The 17,516-nt window shown below is 64.6% G+C and carries 14 protein-coding genes; 7 read left to right on the top strand and 7 right to left on the bottom strand.

The genetic code is table 11. The features are described from left to right. Positions 1 to 1,578: 1,578 nt before the first annotated feature. The 7 genes from BOSE125_RS14000 to rpmH all read right to left on the bottom strand — a co-directional run bounded on the left by BOSE125_RS14000 (position 1,579) and on the right by rpmH (position 6,005). Positions 1,579 to 2,490 carry a ParA family protein gene (locus BOSE125_RS14000; RefSeq protein ID WP_305764259.1) on the bottom strand — a complete coding sequence of 304 codons (912 nt, stop codon included), beginning with the start codon at positions 2,488 to 2,490 and terminating at the stop codon, positions 1,579 to 1,581. Positions 2,491 to 2,608: 118 nt separating this feature from the next. Next, a complete protein-coding gene (gene rsmG, locus BOSE125_RS13995; protein WP_236558193.1) occupies positions 2,609 to 3,265 on the bottom strand; it encodes a 16S rRNA (guanine(527)-N(7))-methyltransferase RsmG in 657 nt (218 codons plus the stop codon). A gap of 64 nt (positions 3,266 to 3,329) precedes the next feature. Further along, on the bottom strand, positions 3,330 to 4,028 hold the full coding sequence (locus BOSE125_RS13990) for a R3H domain-containing nucleic acid-binding protein (RefSeq protein WP_159553494.1): 699 nt from the start codon (positions 4,026 to 4,028) through the stop codon (positions 3,330 to 3,332). Positions 4,029 to 4,030: 2 nt separating this feature from the next. Continuing rightward, positions 4,031 to 4,999, bottom strand: a complete 969-nt coding sequence (gene yidC / locus BOSE125_RS13985) for a membrane protein insertase YidC (RefSeq protein ID WP_159553492.1) — start codon at positions 4,997 to 4,999, stop codon at positions 4,031 to 4,033. Between the two features lie 6 nt (positions 5,000 to 5,005). Next, positions 5,006 to 5,371 carry a membrane protein insertion efficiency factor YidD gene (gene yidD, locus BOSE125_RS13980; protein WP_159553490.1) on the bottom strand — a complete coding sequence of 122 codons (366 nt, stop codon included), beginning with the start codon at positions 5,369 to 5,371 and terminating at the stop codon, positions 5,006 to 5,008. Then, positions 5,368 to 5,829 (bottom strand): ribonuclease P protein component, encoded by a 462-nt coding sequence (rnpA, locus tag BOSE125_RS13975; protein ID WP_159553488.1) that lies wholly within the window; start codon positions 5,827 to 5,829, stop codon positions 5,368 to 5,370. The genes yidD and rnpA overlap by 4 nt, the downstream gene beginning before the upstream one ends. A gap of 38 nt (positions 5,830 to 5,867) precedes the next feature. Further along, positions 5,868 to 6,005, bottom strand: a complete 138-nt coding sequence (gene rpmH, locus BOSE125_RS13970) for a 50S ribosomal protein L34 (protein WP_159553486.1) — start codon at positions 6,003 to 6,005, stop codon at positions 5,868 to 5,870. Between the two features lie 365 nt (positions 6,006 to 6,370). Here rpmH and dnaA point away from each other — a divergent pair, with 365 nt between their 5' ends. From dnaA to BOSE125_RS13935, 7 genes are all read left to right on the top strand, one after another. Further along, on the top strand, positions 6,371 to 7,819 hold the full coding sequence (gene dnaA / locus BOSE125_RS13965) for a chromosomal replication initiator protein DnaA (protein WP_159553484.1): 1,449 nt from the start codon (positions 6,371 to 6,373) through the stop codon (positions 7,817 to 7,819). 690 nt (positions 7,820 to 8,509) lie between these two features. Next, positions 8,510 to 9,640 carry a DNA polymerase III subunit beta gene (gene dnaN / locus BOSE125_RS13960; RefSeq protein ID WP_159553463.1) on the top strand — a complete coding sequence of 377 codons (1,131 nt, stop codon included), beginning with the start codon at positions 8,510 to 8,512 and terminating at the stop codon, positions 9,638 to 9,640. A gap of 38 nt (positions 9,641 to 9,678) precedes the next feature. Next, a complete protein-coding gene (gene recF, locus BOSE125_RS13955) occupies positions 9,679 to 10,878 on the top strand; it encodes a DNA replication/repair protein RecF (protein WP_159553461.1) in 1,200 nt (399 codons plus the stop codon). Further along, positions 10,875 to 11,456 carry a DUF721 domain-containing protein gene (locus tag BOSE125_RS13950; protein ID WP_371300599.1) on the top strand — a complete coding sequence of 194 codons (582 nt, stop codon included), beginning with the start codon at positions 10,875 to 10,877 and terminating at the stop codon, positions 11,454 to 11,456. The genes recF and BOSE125_RS13950 overlap by 4 nt, the downstream gene beginning before the upstream one ends. A gap of 443 nt (positions 11,457 to 11,899) precedes the next feature. Beyond that, positions 11,900 to 13,990, top strand: coding sequence for a DNA topoisomerase (ATP-hydrolyzing) subunit B (gene gyrB / locus BOSE125_RS13945; protein ID WP_236558191.1), 2,091 nt, complete (start codon positions 11,900 to 11,902; stop codon positions 13,988 to 13,990). A 130-nt stretch (positions 13,991 to 14,120) separates the two neighbouring features. Next, a complete protein-coding gene (gyrA, locus tag BOSE125_RS13940) occupies positions 14,121 to 16,859 on the top strand; it encodes a DNA gyrase subunit A (RefSeq protein WP_159553457.1) in 2,739 nt (912 codons plus the stop codon). Further along, complete coding sequence (locus BOSE125_RS13935; RefSeq protein ID WP_159553455.1) at positions 16,859 to 17,452, top strand: DUF3566 domain-containing protein; 594 nt, start codon at positions 16,859 to 16,861, stop codon at positions 17,450 to 17,452. Before gyrA ends, BOSE125_RS13935 begins: the two co-directional genes overlap by 1 nt. Positions 17,453 to 17,516 lie beyond the last annotated feature (64 nt).

Here is a 17,516-nt window from a genome sequence, read left to right as displayed (position 1 = left end):
TTTCCTGGTACCTACACCCTGAGGCGCAGGGGAGGCCAACGCACATGAGGACAAGAGAAAGAACGAGGGGGTACTCGGAAGACGAGGGGATTCGTGTTGAACCAGAACGATCAGGCGTACCCGTTTCACGTGAAACAGAGGCTCACGAGGGCTCCCGGCGTCTGTGAACACCTTAGGCCATGTGGTTTTACGTGGAACAATGGATCCCGCCGTTGCGTATATCAGCCTGCGACTCCGCTGTGGCAGCTCGCTGACCATGTCGAGGCGCGGTCGAGCCCAGTCAACTAGGCGTGTGCCGGCCGTTATGACAGCGAGCAGACGCCACATGGAGGAACCATGGAGGCGAAGAGAAGCGAAGAGACAGAGACACCGCGCCACCGAGACGCCGAGGCGCCGATCGATGACAACCACTGCACCATCTCATAACAACGACATGCGGTACACACGTCCAGCTCATGCATCGCCGGCGACAATTCAGTTTGGTCCCACAGGCGGCGGGTAGTCGCTCGAACTGAAGGGAAGACCTTCGTGATGGGTGCCTTACCCCATCCGTCACAGTCTTAGGCCTCCTGTGGGTCTGTCGAATGACTGAGGTAGTACGTTCCACGTGAAACGATACAAGACAGGCCAGTCTTGTCTGCGTCCAGGGTGCACGTGAAACATGTCGATACCTTCACACACCGCCGTTCCCCTGATTCGTTTCACGTGAAACCTCGATCCCACAGTCCGGTCCCAGCGTCTGCGCCTTCCCGGCTGGTTGATGCGCACACGCTCCCAACGCTTGGCCTGGGGCCGATCAATACCGCCGTCAGACAGCGTTCAAGCGTGAAGGGAGGGCAGTTCTCCCAAGTAGGAATTATCCTCAAACAACGGGTACGACTCCGTCAATCAGGCCTCACCACTCGGCCGAACGACCATGAGTAGCACCTCAGTCAGAGAGGAGCATGTTTCACGTGGAACGAGAACCTGTATCTGATGCTCTCGGAACCACAGGCTGTGAAAACGAGCTGCCTTCAGGACAGCCTCCCGACCTCGTTGTGACTCCATGGAGCGAAGGGACAATCCACCGACTTTCAGAGGTCAAATCCATGTCGCCTCCTCCGCGAATACGCCTCGGAAGCCTTCTGGGCGGCTTCGCGGGGTGAATTAGCACCATTTCGTCCGTGGAGAGCCATCCTGTTTCACGTGAAACGCTGCACCGGGGCCAAAACAGCGAAGCCACTGAACGTACAGTTGTCCGCCGACGCCACCACCACCCGCGAGATGGGCCTCATTGGGGCATGCGGAGTACTCGAGCAACCACCGAAGGCAACCGGCGGCCTTGCCTATGCCGGGCCGCAGCGTCTCTAAGGGGCAATACGAAGGAGGAGCCGCGGTAGAACCCCAGTTGCACCGTCCAATGGTGGTGTTCAATCAACGTCGGGATTGCCCAGTTTCACGTGAAACACGACCGAACACGTCCGCTCCAGACATGGTCAGCGGGAGGAACTCCCCGCGAAAGCGCCCACCTGCGCCCAAGGCGTCGGTTACAACCAGAAGCGGTTGATTTAGTTAACAGAGCGCGCCTGGATGACTGGATCAGATGCCGGCCGCGTGACCACGATCAGCGATCTCCACAGCCGCCTCCCGGTAGGACAGGGCACCGGTGGACTGAGGATCATAGGTGAGCACTGTCTGCTGGAAGCTCGGAGCCTCGGAGATCCGCACATTGCGCGGGATCACGGTATTCAACACCTCGGCCGGAAAATGCTCACGCACCTCGTCAGCCACCTGGGTCGCCAAGTTGGTGCGCCCGTCGTACATGGTCAAGATAATCGTGGACACCTTGAGCGACGAATTCAGGTGCTTCTGGATCATCTGAATGTTGTTCAGCAGCTGGGAGAGCCCCTCGAGTGCGTAGTACTCGGTCTGAATGGGGATGAGAACTTCGCTCGCGGCCACGAAGGCGTTGACGGTGAGGAGGCCGAGGCTCGGAGGACAATCGATGAAGACATAGTCGATCCGAGGGAGACCCTGCTTCTCCCGGTAGGTGAAGTACTCGTTCAGCGCACGAGACAGGCGTTGTTCACGGGCGACGAGGGAGACCAGTTCGATCTCCGCTCCGGCCAGGTCGATCGTTGCCGGAGCCACCACCAGCCCATCCACGTCAGGGCAGGGCTTGACCACATCGGCCATGGGCAGTTCGTCGATGAGGACGTCGTAGACACTGTCCACGTCCGAGTTGTGGGGGATGGCCAGCGCGGTGGAGGCGTTCCCCTGGGGATCGATGTCCACGACCAGGACCTGCATGCCAGCACGCGCCAGGGCTGCCGAGAGGTTGACCGTCGTCGTGGTCTTGCCGACCCCGCCCTTCTGGTTCGACACGGTGACGATGCGCGTCTCAGTCGGGGTGGGCAATCTCCGGCCCTTCAGCTTGTCCCGTCGACGGTTCTCCTGGGCCAGCTCACGCGCCAAGGGCGTCTCGATGTCATCCGCCACGGACGAGTCCACGGTGCTGACGGTTTCCCGTGAAACTTCCGACTCATTGGTCAATGAGAACAACCTCCCGAGGTTGATAGACGGCGAAACGAACCTTCGGCCGTGGCATCCAGCCACTCCAGCCTACTGGTCAGCGTGAGGAGCCCACACGCACCCGTACCACCGTGGTGGGCTCGGCCAGCAGATCCTCGCCCACGGTCTCTATGACCGGGGTGGACCCCTTGTGCTTCTTCAGGACCTTGGCGGCCGACTTGACCTCTTCGGCCGCGCTCCGGCCCTTGATGGCCAACAGTTGTCCGGACCCCTGGAGCAGTGGAAGGGTCAACGGAATCAAGGTCTTGAGGGCAGACACGGCGCGGGCGGTCACGATGTCCACGACCACGTTGCCCACCACCTGTTCCGACCGGGCCCGGACCACGTCGACGTTGTCCAACCCAAGATCATCGATCACCATGTCCAACCAGGCCACCCGCCGTTCCAGCGGTTCGATGAGGATGAACTGGCAGTCTGGCCGGGCCAACGCGAGGGCGAGGCCCGGCAATCCGGCGCCCGAGCCGACGTCGGCCACCAGGGCACCTTCCGGCAGCAGATCCCCGACCACGGCGCAGTTCAAGACGTGGCGTTCCCACAGCCGCGGTACCTCGCGCGGACCCAGCAGCCCCCACTCGATCCCGGTGGAGGACAGGTGTTCCACGAAGCGAACGGCGAGATCGATCCGGTCGCCGAAGAGTTCCTCGGCTGCGGTCAACAGGTCACCGGTCAGTTCCGGTGGGTCTTGCGCTTCGATGGGGGGCTTCTCACCGTCCCGAGTGGGCTGCGGAGAGGTCTGGTCGTTCTCTGGTTGGGGCTGATCAGACACCGGCGGAGACCACCACATGCCGACGCGGGCCCTCGCCCTCGGATTCGCTCACGAGTCCACCCTCGGCGATGACATCGTGAACGATCTTGCGTTCGTAGGCGCCCATCGGCCTCAGGTGCAGCGGTTCGCCGGTCTCCCGAACCTTGACGATGGCCTCTTGGGCGAGCTGCTCCAGCTCCTGTGCCCGTTCGGTGCGGTGCCCTGCGACGTCCAGGACGAGCCGGGAGCGGCTGCCGGTGGCTGACAGCACGGCCAGGCGCACTAGCTCCTGCAGGGCTTCCAGTCCCTTGCCGTCCTTGCCCACGAGGCCGCGCAGGCGGTCGTCTCCCTCCTCCGCGATCACAGAGACGTAGGTGCGGCCATTGCGGATCTCGATGTCGATGTCACCGTCGAGGTCGGAGATGTCCAGCAGTTCCTCGACGTAGTCGGCAGCGATGTCCCCCTCTTCCTCGAGGCGGCTGGCGGACGGGGCGGAGGAGTCCTCAGACGCATCCGCCGACGCAGCGGCGTCCTGGCCGGCCTCTGTGGACTCTTGCTCTCCCGACACGTCCTCGGCTGCAGAGGAGTCTGCGGGTGGAGTCGAGCCGGTGGGTGTCACAGAGGGTGCCACCGTGGCTTGCTCGATGCCCTGCTCGGCGGTCACGGCCGACTCCGCGGCCTCCCCGGACGGCGTGTTGGACGCGTCACTCATGGTCATCTCCTCTTCTTGGTCTTGCGCTTCGGCTGCTGGCGCTGACCGGTCTGCTGGGGCTTGGCAGCTTCGATCTCCGCCTTGGCAGCCGCCTCCTGGGCGGCTTTGCCGACGGGGGGAAGGCCTTTGACGGCGCGGCGTTCGTTCAGTTCCTGCTCAGCCAGGGAACCCGGGGTCGGGTTGTTGCGGATGATCCACATCTGCTGTGCCACGGCCCAGAAGTTCGTGGCGGTCCAGTAGATCAGCACGCCGATCGGGAAGTTGATGCCACCGATGCCGAACACCAACGGAAGGATGTACAGCATGAACTTCTGCGACTGGGCGAAGGGCCCGGTCATGGCAGCCTCGGACATGTTCTTGCTCATCAGCATCTTCTGCATGAAGAACTGCGAGCCCGACATGAGGATGATCATGACGACGGAGACCATGATGACGGCGATGTTGAGGTTCTCGCCCACGGAACCCAGGAACGTGGCCTGCATGGGCGCGCCGAGGAAGATCGCGTCTCCGAAGGAACGGATCTGGTCCGCAGTCAGCGCGGCTTCCCCCTCACCTCGCTCGGCGGCGGCCCCGGCTCCGGTCAGGATCTGGAACAGCGCGAAGAAGAAGGGCATCTGCACGAGCATCGGCAGACAGGCCGCGAAGGGGCTGGTGCCGTGTTCCTTGAACAGGGCCTGCTGTTCCATGGCCATGGCCTGACGGGACAATTGGTCCGTCTTGCCCTTGTACTTGGCCTGCAGCTTCTTGATGTCCGGCTGGAGCGCCTGCATGGCGCGCTGCGACTTGATCTGCTTGACGAACAGCGGAATCAGCAGGGTCCGCACCAACACCACGAGCAGGATGATCGACAGGGTCCAGGTGAACCCGCTGTCCGGGTCCATGCCGACCAGTTCCAGGACCGTGTGGAAGGCACCGAGGATCCAGGACATCACCCACTTGAAGGGCCAGAGAATGATTTGGAAGAAGTCCATGATCTCCTACTGTTCCGCCGGAGGATCCGGGGGGATGACGGGATGGTTTAGGTCAATGATCTTGGGTCGGCGGCCCGGTGGCCAAATCCTCTTGCCGGGTGGGACCGCGTCGACACCGCCTTTCGACCAGGGGTGGCAGCTGCCGAGACGGCGTGCCGAGAGCCACGAGCCCTTCACGGCCCCGTGGACGTGGACCGCCTCGAGCGCGTAGGCCGAGCACGAGGGAAAGTAGCGGCATACCTGGCCGTAGAGGGGCGAGATCACCGCGCGGTAGGCCATCAGCAGCCAGGCCAGCAGGGTGGACGGTAGGGCGCGAAGCCAGTTCCATTCGGCGGCGCCGGGCCGGGTGGTGAACGGGGACTGCGTGATCATGCGTCCATCTCCGTCCCCGGGCTCCGCACCTGTGATGCGGACCGGCTGTGAGACACGGGACCGCCGGGACGACGCCGGCCGGTTTCCTTCCGCAGAGCACCCGCCAGGGCCGAATCCAGGTCCTTCTTGAGCTCATCCCAATCGGCCGTTCCCGACGGCGGCAGGGCACGGACCACGACCGTCGCACCCGGATGTCGCGCCAGTGGTCCGCTGAGTTGATCAGCCACGGCGGCCCGAAGCCTGCGCTTGACGCGATTTCGCACCACCGCATTGCCGACGGCCTTGGAGACGACGAAACCCACGCGCACCGGTCCGGCCGAGCTATCGGCCTCGCTGGGGAGCGTGGGATCGAGAAGGTGTGCGGACACGACAACGTTCCGGCGCCCTGTTCGGGCGCCGGAACGCAGTGTCTGGGAAAAATCCGCGGGGGTGCGTACCCGTTTCTCGCGGGGCAGCACGCCGTGTCGTCCGCTCTGCTGATCGGCCTCAGGCCAGATCAGGCGGACAGTTCCGTGCGGCCCTTGGTACGGCGGGTTGCCAGGATGGCGCGGCCGGCGCGGGTACGCATCCGGGCGCGGAAACCGTGCTTCTTGGCCCGGCGGCGGGTATTCGGCTGAAAAGTCCGCTTGCTCACTTGATATCTCCACAACGTGTGTATGCGCCCGGACCCGTTGTACCTGGGGGAAGAACCGGTAGACGCTCTGACTAGGACTTCCCCGCTGAAGACACCAATCCAACAGGCCTGGGCCTTCGGGTGTCCGCTGGTCGGCTGCACCCTGAGGTCGATCCGGACAATTCCAGTCGGTTCAGAGCACGGCTAAACAACCCCGCGGGGACCAATCAAGTTTAGGGATGGTCGGCTACAGCGTCAAATTGCACTCTCCGGTGGTCACCCGCGCACCGGACCTGTACCCTCGCCGAAGTTATCCACTGCCTGTGAATAACTCTGTGGATTCCCGTTAGACTCGGTTCGACGCCGACGGAAGGACCCCAGCCCCCATGGTTGCAGATGAGGCTGTCAGCAGCTCGTGGCGCAAGGTGGTACGCACCCTTGAGGAAGACGACCGCGTCTCACCTCGCCAACTCGGCCATGTCGGCCTCGCGCAGCCCCAGGGGCTGATCGGTACGACCCTGTTGCTCGCCGTTCCGAATGAACTGACCCGTGAGGTCCTGCAGTCCCAGCTCAAGGACGCCCTTGCTGAAGCGCTCGGGAACGTGTTCAGGACCGAGATCCTGTGCGCGTATTCGATTGACTCGACCCTGATGGCCCAGACAGGGGAGGACTACCAGCTCCCGACAGCCGCGGTCCCCCCGGTCCGCGACGTCCAGCACACCCGCTCGGCCCCCTCCCCCCATGCCCCGGTCCGGTCAGCGGCGCCAGCGCCAGCGCCGCCGTCGACCTCGGATGAGACCAGCCGTCTGAACCCGCGATATCACTTCGAGACCTTCGTCATCGGTTCCTCGAACCGCTTCGCCCATGCCGCCGCGAACGCCGTGGCCGAAGCGCCCGCGAAGGCCTACAACCCGCTGTTCATCTACGGCGAGTCCGGGCTGGGGAAGACGCACCTGTTGCACGCGATCGGTCACTATGCCCGTCACCTGTACCCGGGGCTGCGCGTCCGGTACGTGAACTCCGAGGAGTTCACCAACGACTTCATCAACTCGATCCGCCACGACGAGGGTGCGAGCTTCAAACAGGTGTACCGCAATGTGGACATCCTGCTCATCGACGACATCCAGTTCCTCGCGGACAAGGAAGCGACCATCGAGGAGTTCTTCCACACCTTCAACACCCTCTACAACAACAACAAGCAGGTCGTGATCACCTCCGACCTGCCCCCCAAGCAACTGTCCGGCTTCGAAGAACGTCTGCGCTCTCGCTTCGAGTGGGGGCTGATCACGGACATCCAGCCGCCGGACCTGGAGACGCGCATCGCCATCCTCCGCAAGAAGGCAGAAGCCGAGGGTTTGACGGCCCCGCCCGAGGTCCTCGAGTACATCGGCTCCAACATCTCCACCAATATCCGGGAGCTGGAAGGCGCTCTCATTCGCGTCACGGCCTTCGCGTCGCTGAACAAGCAGCCGGTCGGGATCCAGCTGGCAGAGCAGGTACTGCGTGATCTCATCACCCATGAGGACGCACACGAGATCACCGCGCCGACGATCCTCAACGAGACGGCCGCGTACTTCAACCTGACCATGGAGGAGTTGACCTCCAAGTCACGGACCAGGACCCTCGTCACCGCCCGGCAGATCGCCATGTACCTGCTGCGTGAGCTGACAGAGATGTCCCTGCCGAAGATCGGTCAGGAGCTTGGCGGGCGGGACCACACCACGGTGATCCACGCTGACCGCAAGATCCGAGAGCTGATGGCTGAACGCCGGACGATCTACAACCAGGTCACCGAGCTGACGAACCGGATCAAGCAGCAGCAGCGCGCCCGCTGACCTCAACGGTCGTCGCGGCCGGACCCAGCCCTTGGCCTCCCTCATCCAGGCAACCTTGATCCTTAACGACAAGGTCGTTCCACAGGCAGAACCCCGGATCGAGCGCTCGAGACCTCGTCTTATCCACAGTGGTCCACAGATATCCACAGGTTGATAGAGGCCCTCACCGAGCACAACCCACAGCTGTGGACAAACCTGTGGATGCTTAAGTGGAGTGTTCGGGCGAGTCTCTGGATAACTACACGCTTCCCTGTGAATTCGCAGATCCCCGCTCGAAAGTTGTGCACCGACGGTGCACAGGGCAGACGAGAGAAGTCCACCGCGGGGTCCACAGGAGGAACGCCGGAACCACACCGACGGATCGGGTTATCCACAGTATCCACAGGACTTATTAACACTACTAATCCCTGTTAAGAATGAATCCCAAGAACATCCACTCCTCCCTGCCGAACGCCGCTCACCGGATCTGACGAATCCGTCGAAACGTCGGACGCTTCGAGGACGGCCCTCATCCCTGAGCCGCATCGCCCAACCACATCCGCGGCACAAATGCCAACATTCGCGCCCTCGGCGAGTCACGGTAAGCTGACACAGCACACGGCTCAGACGTGTGATTCAAAGGATGCCCGGCGGGGGTATCCGGAGGAAGACCAACATCACCTGCCGTCTACGAGAAAGGCGGAAACTTCTGTGAAGTTCACCGTTGAGCGAGACATCCTGACGGACGCCGTCTCCTGGACCGCACGTTCCCTGTCCCCTCGCCCGCCGGTACCGGTTCTGTCCGGGCTGCTGATCACCGCCGAAGACAACCTGGTCTCCATCGCCAGCTTCGACTACGAGACCTCAGCTCAACTCGAGATCGAGGCAGACATCGAGACGCCCGGCAAGATCCTGGTCTCCGGCCGGCTGCTCAACGACATCGTCCGCTCCCTTCCGGCGGCGCCCGTCACTCTGGAGACCGATGGCTCCAAAGTGGTCCTGACCTGCCGGAACTCCCGCTTCGCCTTGGCCACCATGCCCGTCGAGGACTATCCGGCCCTTCCAGAGATGCCCGAGTCGGCTGGCACTGTGGATGGGGACGCCTTCGCCCACGCGGTCGCCCAGGTGACTGTGGCGGCTTCCAAGGACGACACCCTGCCCATCCTCACCGCCGTGAAGTTGGAGATCGAGGGGGACCGCATCACCTTCCTCGCCACGGACCGGTACCGGCTGGCCATGAAGGAACTCAACTGGTCCCCTGCCGATCCTTCGATCTCAACGTCACTGTTGGTCAAGGCCAAGACCCTCACGGAAGTCGCCAAATCGTTGGCTGGCGGCGGGGATCTGCAGCTTCGGTTGCCGAAGGAGTCATCCACCTCGGACCTGGTGGGCTTCGCCTCCGGAGGACGACGCACCACAAGCCTGCTGGTGGACGGGGAGTACCCGAAGATCCGGGCACTCTTCCCAGAGTCCAGCCCCATCCACGCCGTGGTCCCGACCGGTCCGCTCGTCGAGGCCGTCCGGCGCGTAGCCCTCGTCGCCGAACGCAACACCGCCGTGCGCATGATGTTCAATGACGGCCACGTCACCCTGGACGCCGGTGCCGGCGACGACGCCTCCGCGAACGAATCCCTGGACGCCGTCCTCGACGGCGACGAGATCACCGTGGCGTTCAACCCGTCCTACCTGGGCGAGGGACTCAACGTCATCAACGCCCCGTACGTTCGCTTCTCCTTCACCACGGCGCCGAAGCCTGCCCTGATGACCGCCCAGCAGGAACAGGACTCACCCGAACAGGACGACTACCGGTACCTGGTCATGCCGGTCCGTCTGGCCAACTGACCCGACTGCCGGCCCAGTCAGGTCACCGACACCGAAACGTGTTTCTCTCCCACCTCTCCCTCACTCAATACCGCTCCTACCACCAGGCCGATGTCTCCCTGGTGCCAGGGCCCAATGTGCTGGTCGGATCCAACGGGGCCGGAAAGACGAATATCGTCGAGGCCGTGGGCTACCTGGCCACCCAGGTCTCCCACCGCGTGTCCACTGATTCCCCCTTGGTGCACTTCGGCGCCTCGCAAGCGATCATCCGCGGTCGCATCCACCGAGGGGACCGGGCCATCTCCCTCGAACTGGAGATCAATCCCGGGAAATCCAACCGGGCCGCCGTCAACCGGGGTGCCCCACAACGGGCCCGGGAGGGCCTCGGACTGCTGCGGTCGGTGCTGTTCGCTCCGGAGGATCTGGCCCTGATCAACGGCGACCCGTCCGTTCGGCGTCGGTTCCTGGACGATCTCGTGGTTCAGCTGCGCCCGGCCCTCGGGGATGCCCGCAGCGATTACGACCGGGTGCTGAAGCAACGCAACGCGCTGTTGAAGAACGCCAAGCACTCCGGACGATGGACTGAGGAACACGCGCATACCCTCGGGGTGTGGGACGAACACCTCGCCCGTGCCGGTGCCCGCGTGCTCAACGGCCGGCTCCATGTGCTGCAGATGCTCGCCCATCCCCTCACCGAGTCCTACACCGCTCTTGCCGAGAGCGTGAAGACGGCCGGGTTCAGCTATGAATCCACGGTCCCGCTGGCGGGAGGCCAACACCAGGAGATTCCGGAGGAACAGGCCCTCCACGAAGCACTGCTCGCAGAACTCGAGTCCCGGCACCGGCAGGAACGAGACCGCGGCGTCACCCTGGCCGGTCCGCACCGGGATGACCTGGCCCTGACCCTCGGCCCGGCACCGGTGAAGGGCTTCGCCTCCCACGGCGAGACCTGGTCCATGGCACTGTCACTGAAGTTGGCCAGTTACCGCATCCTGGTGGCGGACGATCCGGATCCTCAAGCCCGGCCCGTGCTCATCCTCGACGATGTCTTCGCCGAACTCGATGCCGCCCGCCGCAGCCGGCTCGCCGAATTGGCCGCCGGCGCGGAACAACTGCTGGTCACGGCCGCCGTCGCCGCAGACATCCCGGACGAGCTGGCCGGGCCGAGGATCAACGTCACTCTGGGGGACGATGGGAGCGTGGTCCACCAGGCCGAATCCTCCGGATCGGTCGCACCCGAGCCGGAGGAAGCCCCGTGAGCAGCCCTGACGAACCGGTGCCCCCACCGGAGCGGGAAACCTCCCCGGACGGGATCGAGGATGATCCTGATGCGGCGATCGTGGCCCTCAACCGAGTGCGTCAGGCCGCGGAATCCCGGGGTGAGGTCCGACGTCGGCGCCCGGCAGCCAAAGGCCGCGGGACCACCCCTGCATCGGGGGCCGCGAGCGGGACGGTTCCAGGCCGACGTCGGGGTCCAGATGCCCGGGACCCGAGGATGGTGGGCGATGTCTTCGGCCGGTTGGTCACCGAACGCGGTTGGTCCTCGCCCGTGGCCGTGGGATCCGTCCTGTCCCGGTGGGACGAACTCGTCGGCGCGGACATCGGGCTGCACTGCCGGCCTGAGAGCTTCGAGAACGCCGTGGTGACCGTCCGCTGCGATTCCACCGCTTGGGCCACCCAGCTCAAGCTGCTGACACCGGCCCTGCTCCAGCGGTTCGAGGTCGAACTGGGTCCTGGGATCGTGACGAGCCTGCGGGTGGCAGGCCCAGCCGCTCCCTCGTGGCGCAAGGGTCCACGGGTGGTCAAAGGACGCGGCCCCCGGGACACCTACGGCTGACCGGATCGGTGCCGGCACGGGTTCCAGAGGTCGCGCGGCATTCGCCGAGGAACCCGCCAACGGCGATTTGGCGAACTGGAACCCCGTCGGGCGGACCGGGACCGGGAGGGGGTACCCCGGGTGGTCGGAATCGCCGATTCTGTTCCGCAGAGGCCATGTTTTATCCCTGGAACACCCCCCTGAAGACGCACGAATCGGCGTGTCGGGGGTAGAATGAGACGGAATCGTGCCGAAAGGGACACCTTCCGTGCGCCCCGGCGCCAGAACCCCTTGGTACATGCGATATGAAGCCCAGTACCCCAACAGAGGAGCCGTAGACGCCCGTGGCCGAAGAGAACAACGGCACAGATCAGAGCGGCGCCCCGCAGGATCCCACCGTCGAGACCACCGCCCCGGCGGAGACCGACGCGGCGGCCTCGGAGGCATCCACCCAGTCGACGCAGATCACCGAGGCGACCCGCAAGGTGGAGCACGAGTATGGCGCAGGGGACATCACGGTCCTCGAGGGGTTGGAGGCCGTCCGCAAACGCCCCGGCATGTACATCGGTTCCACGGGTCCGCGCGGTCTGCACCACTTGGTGTCCGAGGTCGTGGACAACTCCGTGGACGAGGCGCTGGCCGGGTACTGCGACACCATCCATGTGACCCTGCAGGCGGACGGCGGCGTGCGCGTGGAGGACAATGGCCGCGGCATCCCCGTGGACATGCACCCCACCGAGGGCAGGCCCACCGTGGAGGTCGTCATGACGATCCTGCATGCCGGCGGCAAGTTCGGCGGCGGCGGCTACGCGGTCTCCGGTGGTCTGCACGGTGTGGGCATCTCCGTGGTGAACGCGTTGTCCACCCGCGTGGACACTGAGATCCGCCGCCAGGGAAGCCTCTGGAAGATGAGCTTCGCCGATGGCGGTGTGCCGCAGGGCGAACTCGTCAAGGCCGGGGAGACGGACGAGACGGGCACCACCCAGACGTTCTACCCGGACCCCGAGATCTTCGACACGGTCGATTTCGACTTCGAGACCCTGCGCGCCCGGTTCCAGCAGATGGCGTTCCTCAACAAGGGTCTGCGCATCACCCTCACGGATGAGCGGTTGATCGAGACGAACGAGATCCAGCAGGACGAGATCGCCGGAGACACCGACGGCGACGGCATTCCGGGCACCGAAGCGGACCGCCAGACCGAGAGCGAAGCCCAGCCGGACACCATCGGCGAGGATCTGGCCAGCGCGAAGAAGCGGATGGTCGACTACAAGTACGACAACGGGCTGCTGGACTACGTCCAGCACCTGAACTCGAACAAGAAGGTCGAGATGGTCCACGAGGACGTCATCGCCTTCGAGACGGAGGACACCGACCGCAAGATGGCCGCCGAGGTGGCCATGCAGTGGACCACGGCCTACTCCGAGTCCGTGCACACCTACGCCAACACCATCAACACGCACGAGGGGGGTAGTCACGAAGAAGGGTTCCGTGCGGCTCTGACCTCCCTGGTCAACCGCTATGCGCGGGAGAAGGAGATCCTGAGGGCCAAGGACGAGAACCTCTCGGGTGATGACGTCCGCGAGGGGCTGACCGCCGTGCTGTCCATCAAGCTCTCCGAACCGCAGTTCGAGGGCCAGACCAAGACCAAGCTCGGCAACTCCGAGGCCAAGGGCTTCATCCAGAAGATCGTCTCCGACCAGCTCGGTGACTGGCTGGAACGCAACCCCGGCCCGGCCAAGGACATCATCCGCAAGGCCCAGCTGGCCTCTCAGGCGCGGATGGCCGCGCGCAAGGCCAGGGACAACGCTCGCCGCAAGTCACCGCTGGAGTCCTTCGGCATGCCCGGTAAACTCGCCGACTGCTCCTCGAAGAACCCGGTCGAGTGCGAGGTCTACATCGTGGAGGGTGACTCCGCCGGCGGCTCGGCCAAGCAGGGCCGCAACCCCGGCACCCAGGCCATCCTCCCGCTCCGTGGCAAGATCCTGAACGTGGAGCGGGCCCGCCTGGACCGGGCGCTGTCCAATGCCGAGATCCAGTCGATGATCACCGCCTTCGGCACCGGTATCGGTGAGGAATTCGACATCACGAAGCTGCGGTACCACAAGATCGTGCTGATGGCGGATGCCGATGTGGACGGCCAGCACATCACCACGCTGCTGCTGACGGTGCTGTTCCGCTACATGCGGCCGCTGATCGAGCACGGATTCGTGTTCCTGGCGCAACCCCCGCTGTACCGGGTGAAGTGGTCCAACGCGCCGCACGACTACGTCTTCTCCGACGAGGAGCGGGACCAGGCGGTGGCCGCGGGTCTGGCCAGGGGCTGGCGCTACCCGAAGGACAACGGCATCCAGCGCTACAAGGGCCTGGGTGAGATGGACTTCAAGGAGCTGTGGGACACCACCATGGACCCGGAGCACCGCACCCTGCTGCAGGTCACCATGGACGACGCGGCCGCGGCGGACGAGATCTTCTCCATGCTGATGGGAGAGGACGTCGAATCACGCCGTTCCTTCATCCAGCAGAACGCCAAGGACGTCCGCTTCTTGGATATCTGAGCCTTCTGAGGCTTCTGATCCCCTCCGCTATCCACCCCGGCCGGAAACGGCCACGGCCCGGCGGCACCGAGTGATCGGCGCCCGGGCCGTGGTGCCGGCCCCCACACTTTGAGACCCGAGGACACCGCGCGTGACTGACGAGCAGAACCCTGAGAACGAGAACGTGAACCCGGACAACAACGGTAATCCCGACGCCGGCCTGCCGGCTGGCGAGGGAGAGGTCCCGGTCATCGCCCCGGCACTGACCGAGCATGACAAGGTCGAGCAGGTCGACCTGCAGACCGAGATGAAGCGGTCCTACCTGGACTACGCCATGGCGGTCATCGTGGGCCGCGCACTGCCGGACGTGCGGGACGGGCTGAAGCCCGTGCATCGCCGGGTGTTGTACGGCATGTTCGACGGCGGCTACCGTCCGGATCGTTCGTTCAACAAGTCGGCCCGCGTGGTCGGTGAGGTGATGGGCAACTATCACCCGCACGGTGACTCGGCCATCTACGACGCCCTGGTCCGGCTCATCCAGGACTGGGTCATGCGCTACCCGCTGGCCCTGGGCCAGGGCAACTTCGGATCCCCCGGCAACGACGGCGCCGCCGCCCAGCGTTACACCGAGACCAAGATGGCGCCGCTGGCCATGGAGATGGTCCGGGACATCCAGGAAGACACGGTCGATTTCCAGGACAACTACGACGGCAAGCAGCAGGAGCCGACCGTCATGCCGGCCCGGTTCCCGAACCTGCTGGTCAACGGTTCCTCCGGCATCGCCGTGGGCATGGCCACCAACATCCCGCCGCACAACCTCCGCGAGGTCGTGGACGGCGTGCAGTGGTACCTGGAGAACCCGGAGGCCTCCCGCGAGGAGCTCCTGGCAGCACTGATGCAGCGCATCAAGGGGCCGGACTTCCCCTCCGGCGCGCAGATCCTCGGCCGCAAGGGCATCGAGGACGCGTACCGCACCGGCCGCGGCTCCATCGCCATGCGGGCCGTGGTCAATGTCGAGGAGATCCAGGGCCGGACCTGCCTGGTGGTCACCGAGCTGCCGTACATGGCCAACCCGGACAATCTGGCCGCCAAGATCGCCGAGATGGTCCGCGACGGCAAGCTCTCGGGGATCGCGGACATGCGCGACGAGACTTCCGGCCGCACGGGTCAGCGCCTGGTGATCGTCCTCAAGCGGGATGCTGTGGCCAAGGTGGTGCTCAACAACCTCTACAAGCACACCCAGCTGCAGGAGAACTTCTCCGCCAACATGTTGGCCCTCGTGGACGGAGTCCCGCGGACCCTCTCCCTGGACGGATTCGTGCACCACTGGGTGATGCACCAGATCGAGGTGATCGTCCGGCGCACGGAGTTCCGCAAGCGCAAGGCCGAGGAACGTGCCCACATCCTGCTGGGGCTGCTCAAGGCCCTGGACATGCTGGACGAGGTCATTGCCACCATCCGGGCCTCCGCCAGCGCCGATGCCGCACGGGAGTCCCTCAAGACGCTGTTGGAGATCGACGACGATCAGGCCAAGGCCATCCTCAACATGCAGTTGCGGCAGCTGGCCGCACTGGAACGCCAGGGGATCCAGGACGAGTACGACGAGTTGCAGGCGAAGATCGCCGAGTACAACGCGATCCTGGCCTCCCCGGAGCGTCAGCGCGAGGTGGTCTCCACCGAGTTGGCGGAGATCGTGGCGAAGTACGGTGATGACCGCCGCACGGAGATCATGTACGGCTATGACGGCGACATGTCGATGGAGGACCTGATCCCCGAAGAGGAGATGGTGGTCACCATCACCCGCGGTGGCTACATCAAGCGCACGCGGATCGACAACTACCGGGCTCAGAACCGTGGCGGCAAGGGCGTGCGTGGTGCCTCCCTGCGCAACGACGATGTGGTGGAGCACTTCTTCACCACGTCCACGCACCATTGGATCCTGTTCTTCACCAATCTGGGCCGGGTCTACCGCATCAAGACCTACGAGCTGCAGGAAGCGGGACGGGATGCCAAGGGCCAGCACGTGGCCAACCTGATGGCCTTCCAGCCCGAGGAGCGGATTGCCCAGGCACTGCCGCTCGCCGACTACGGAAGGGCTCCCTACCTGGTGCTCGCCACCCGGCAGGGCCTGGTCAAGAAGACCCTGTTGGCGGACTACGACACCAACCGCACCGCCGGCGTCATCGCCATCAAACTGCGCGATGACGACGAGGTCGTCTCGGCCAAGCTGGTCTCGGAGGAGGATGACCTGATCCTGATCTCCAAGAACGGCCAGTCGTTGCGCTTCAATGCCACCAACGAGGCACTGCGCCCCATGGGACGTGCCACCTCCGGCGTCACCGGCATGAAGTTCCGTCAGGGGGACGAGCTCCTCACCGCGGATGTGGTCCGCGAGGACGCCTTCGTGTTCATCGTCACGGACGGTGGCTACGCCAAGCGTTCCACGGTGGATGAGTACCGCGTGCAGAATCGCGGCGGACTGGGCATCAAGGTCGGCAACATCGTCGAGGATCGCGGAGAGTTGACCGGCGGCCTGGTGGTGGAGGAACACGACGAAGTGCTGGTGGTGATGAACTCCGGCAAGGTGGTCCGATCCGCCGTCACCGGTGTCCCGGCCAAGGGCCGCAACACCATGGGCGTCATCTTCGCCAAGCCGGACAAGAACGATCGGATCATCGCCGTCACGCTCAACAACGAGAAGCAGCTCAACGGTGTGACGGACGAGAATCCCGAGGGAGAGGTCGCAGGGGATGTTACCGAGGGTGAAGTACCCTTGGACTCTGAGACGGCCGCCCCCGCCAGTGCGGAGGGGACCGACACGACCGTGACAGCCACCGAATCCGCAGCGGTCGATCCTGACCCGGACGCGGAGATTGACGGAGGACAGTAGTGAGCACATCCGGAACGCCCCGGCCTGCAGGCCAACGCCCGGCCGGCGGTTCGTCGGACAGGGGAGTCACACCTCGAGGGACGCAGCAGCGACCCTCGGCGCAAGGTTCCCGTCAGCCCGGCCAGCGTCCGCAGAATGCCCGTCCCACAGGATCCGCGGGATCCGGACAGAAGCGCCCCGCGCAGCGGCCCGCCGCCCAGGGCTTGGTGCGTCCGGCGCCCAAGGCCAAGGTCCGCAAAGCCCGGCTGCTCGTCTCCAAGGTCGATCCCTGGTCGGTGCTGAAGATGGCCTTCCTCCTGTCGGTGGCCTTGGGCATCGTCACCGTTGTCGGAGCCGTGGTGCTGTGGACCGTCATGGACCTAACCGGCATCTTCGACCAGGTCAACGACCTGCTGGCCCAGGTCCTGGGCTCAGAGGGAGGATCGTTCACGGTGCAGCAACTGATCTCGCTGGGCCAGGTCGCCTCCTTCGCGACGATCATCGCGGTGGTCAATGTGGTGCTGCTGACGGCCTTGAGCATGCTCGCGGCCGTGCTGTACAACATCTCCGCGACCCTCGTCGGCGGGATCGGGGTCACCCTGACCGATGACTGAACACCACAGCGTTCGCTGCGCGGGCCGAGATGAGGGGTAAGCACCTCTGATCTCCGCCCGCACA

The sequence above is a fragment of the Citricoccus sp. K5 genome (assembly GCF_902506195.1).
Taxonomy (GTDB): domain Bacteria; phylum Actinomycetota; class Actinomycetes; order Actinomycetales; family Micrococcaceae; genus Citricoccus.
Note: the sequence above shows the minus strand (reverse complement) of the source record. Positions and strands in the feature narration are given on the sequence as shown.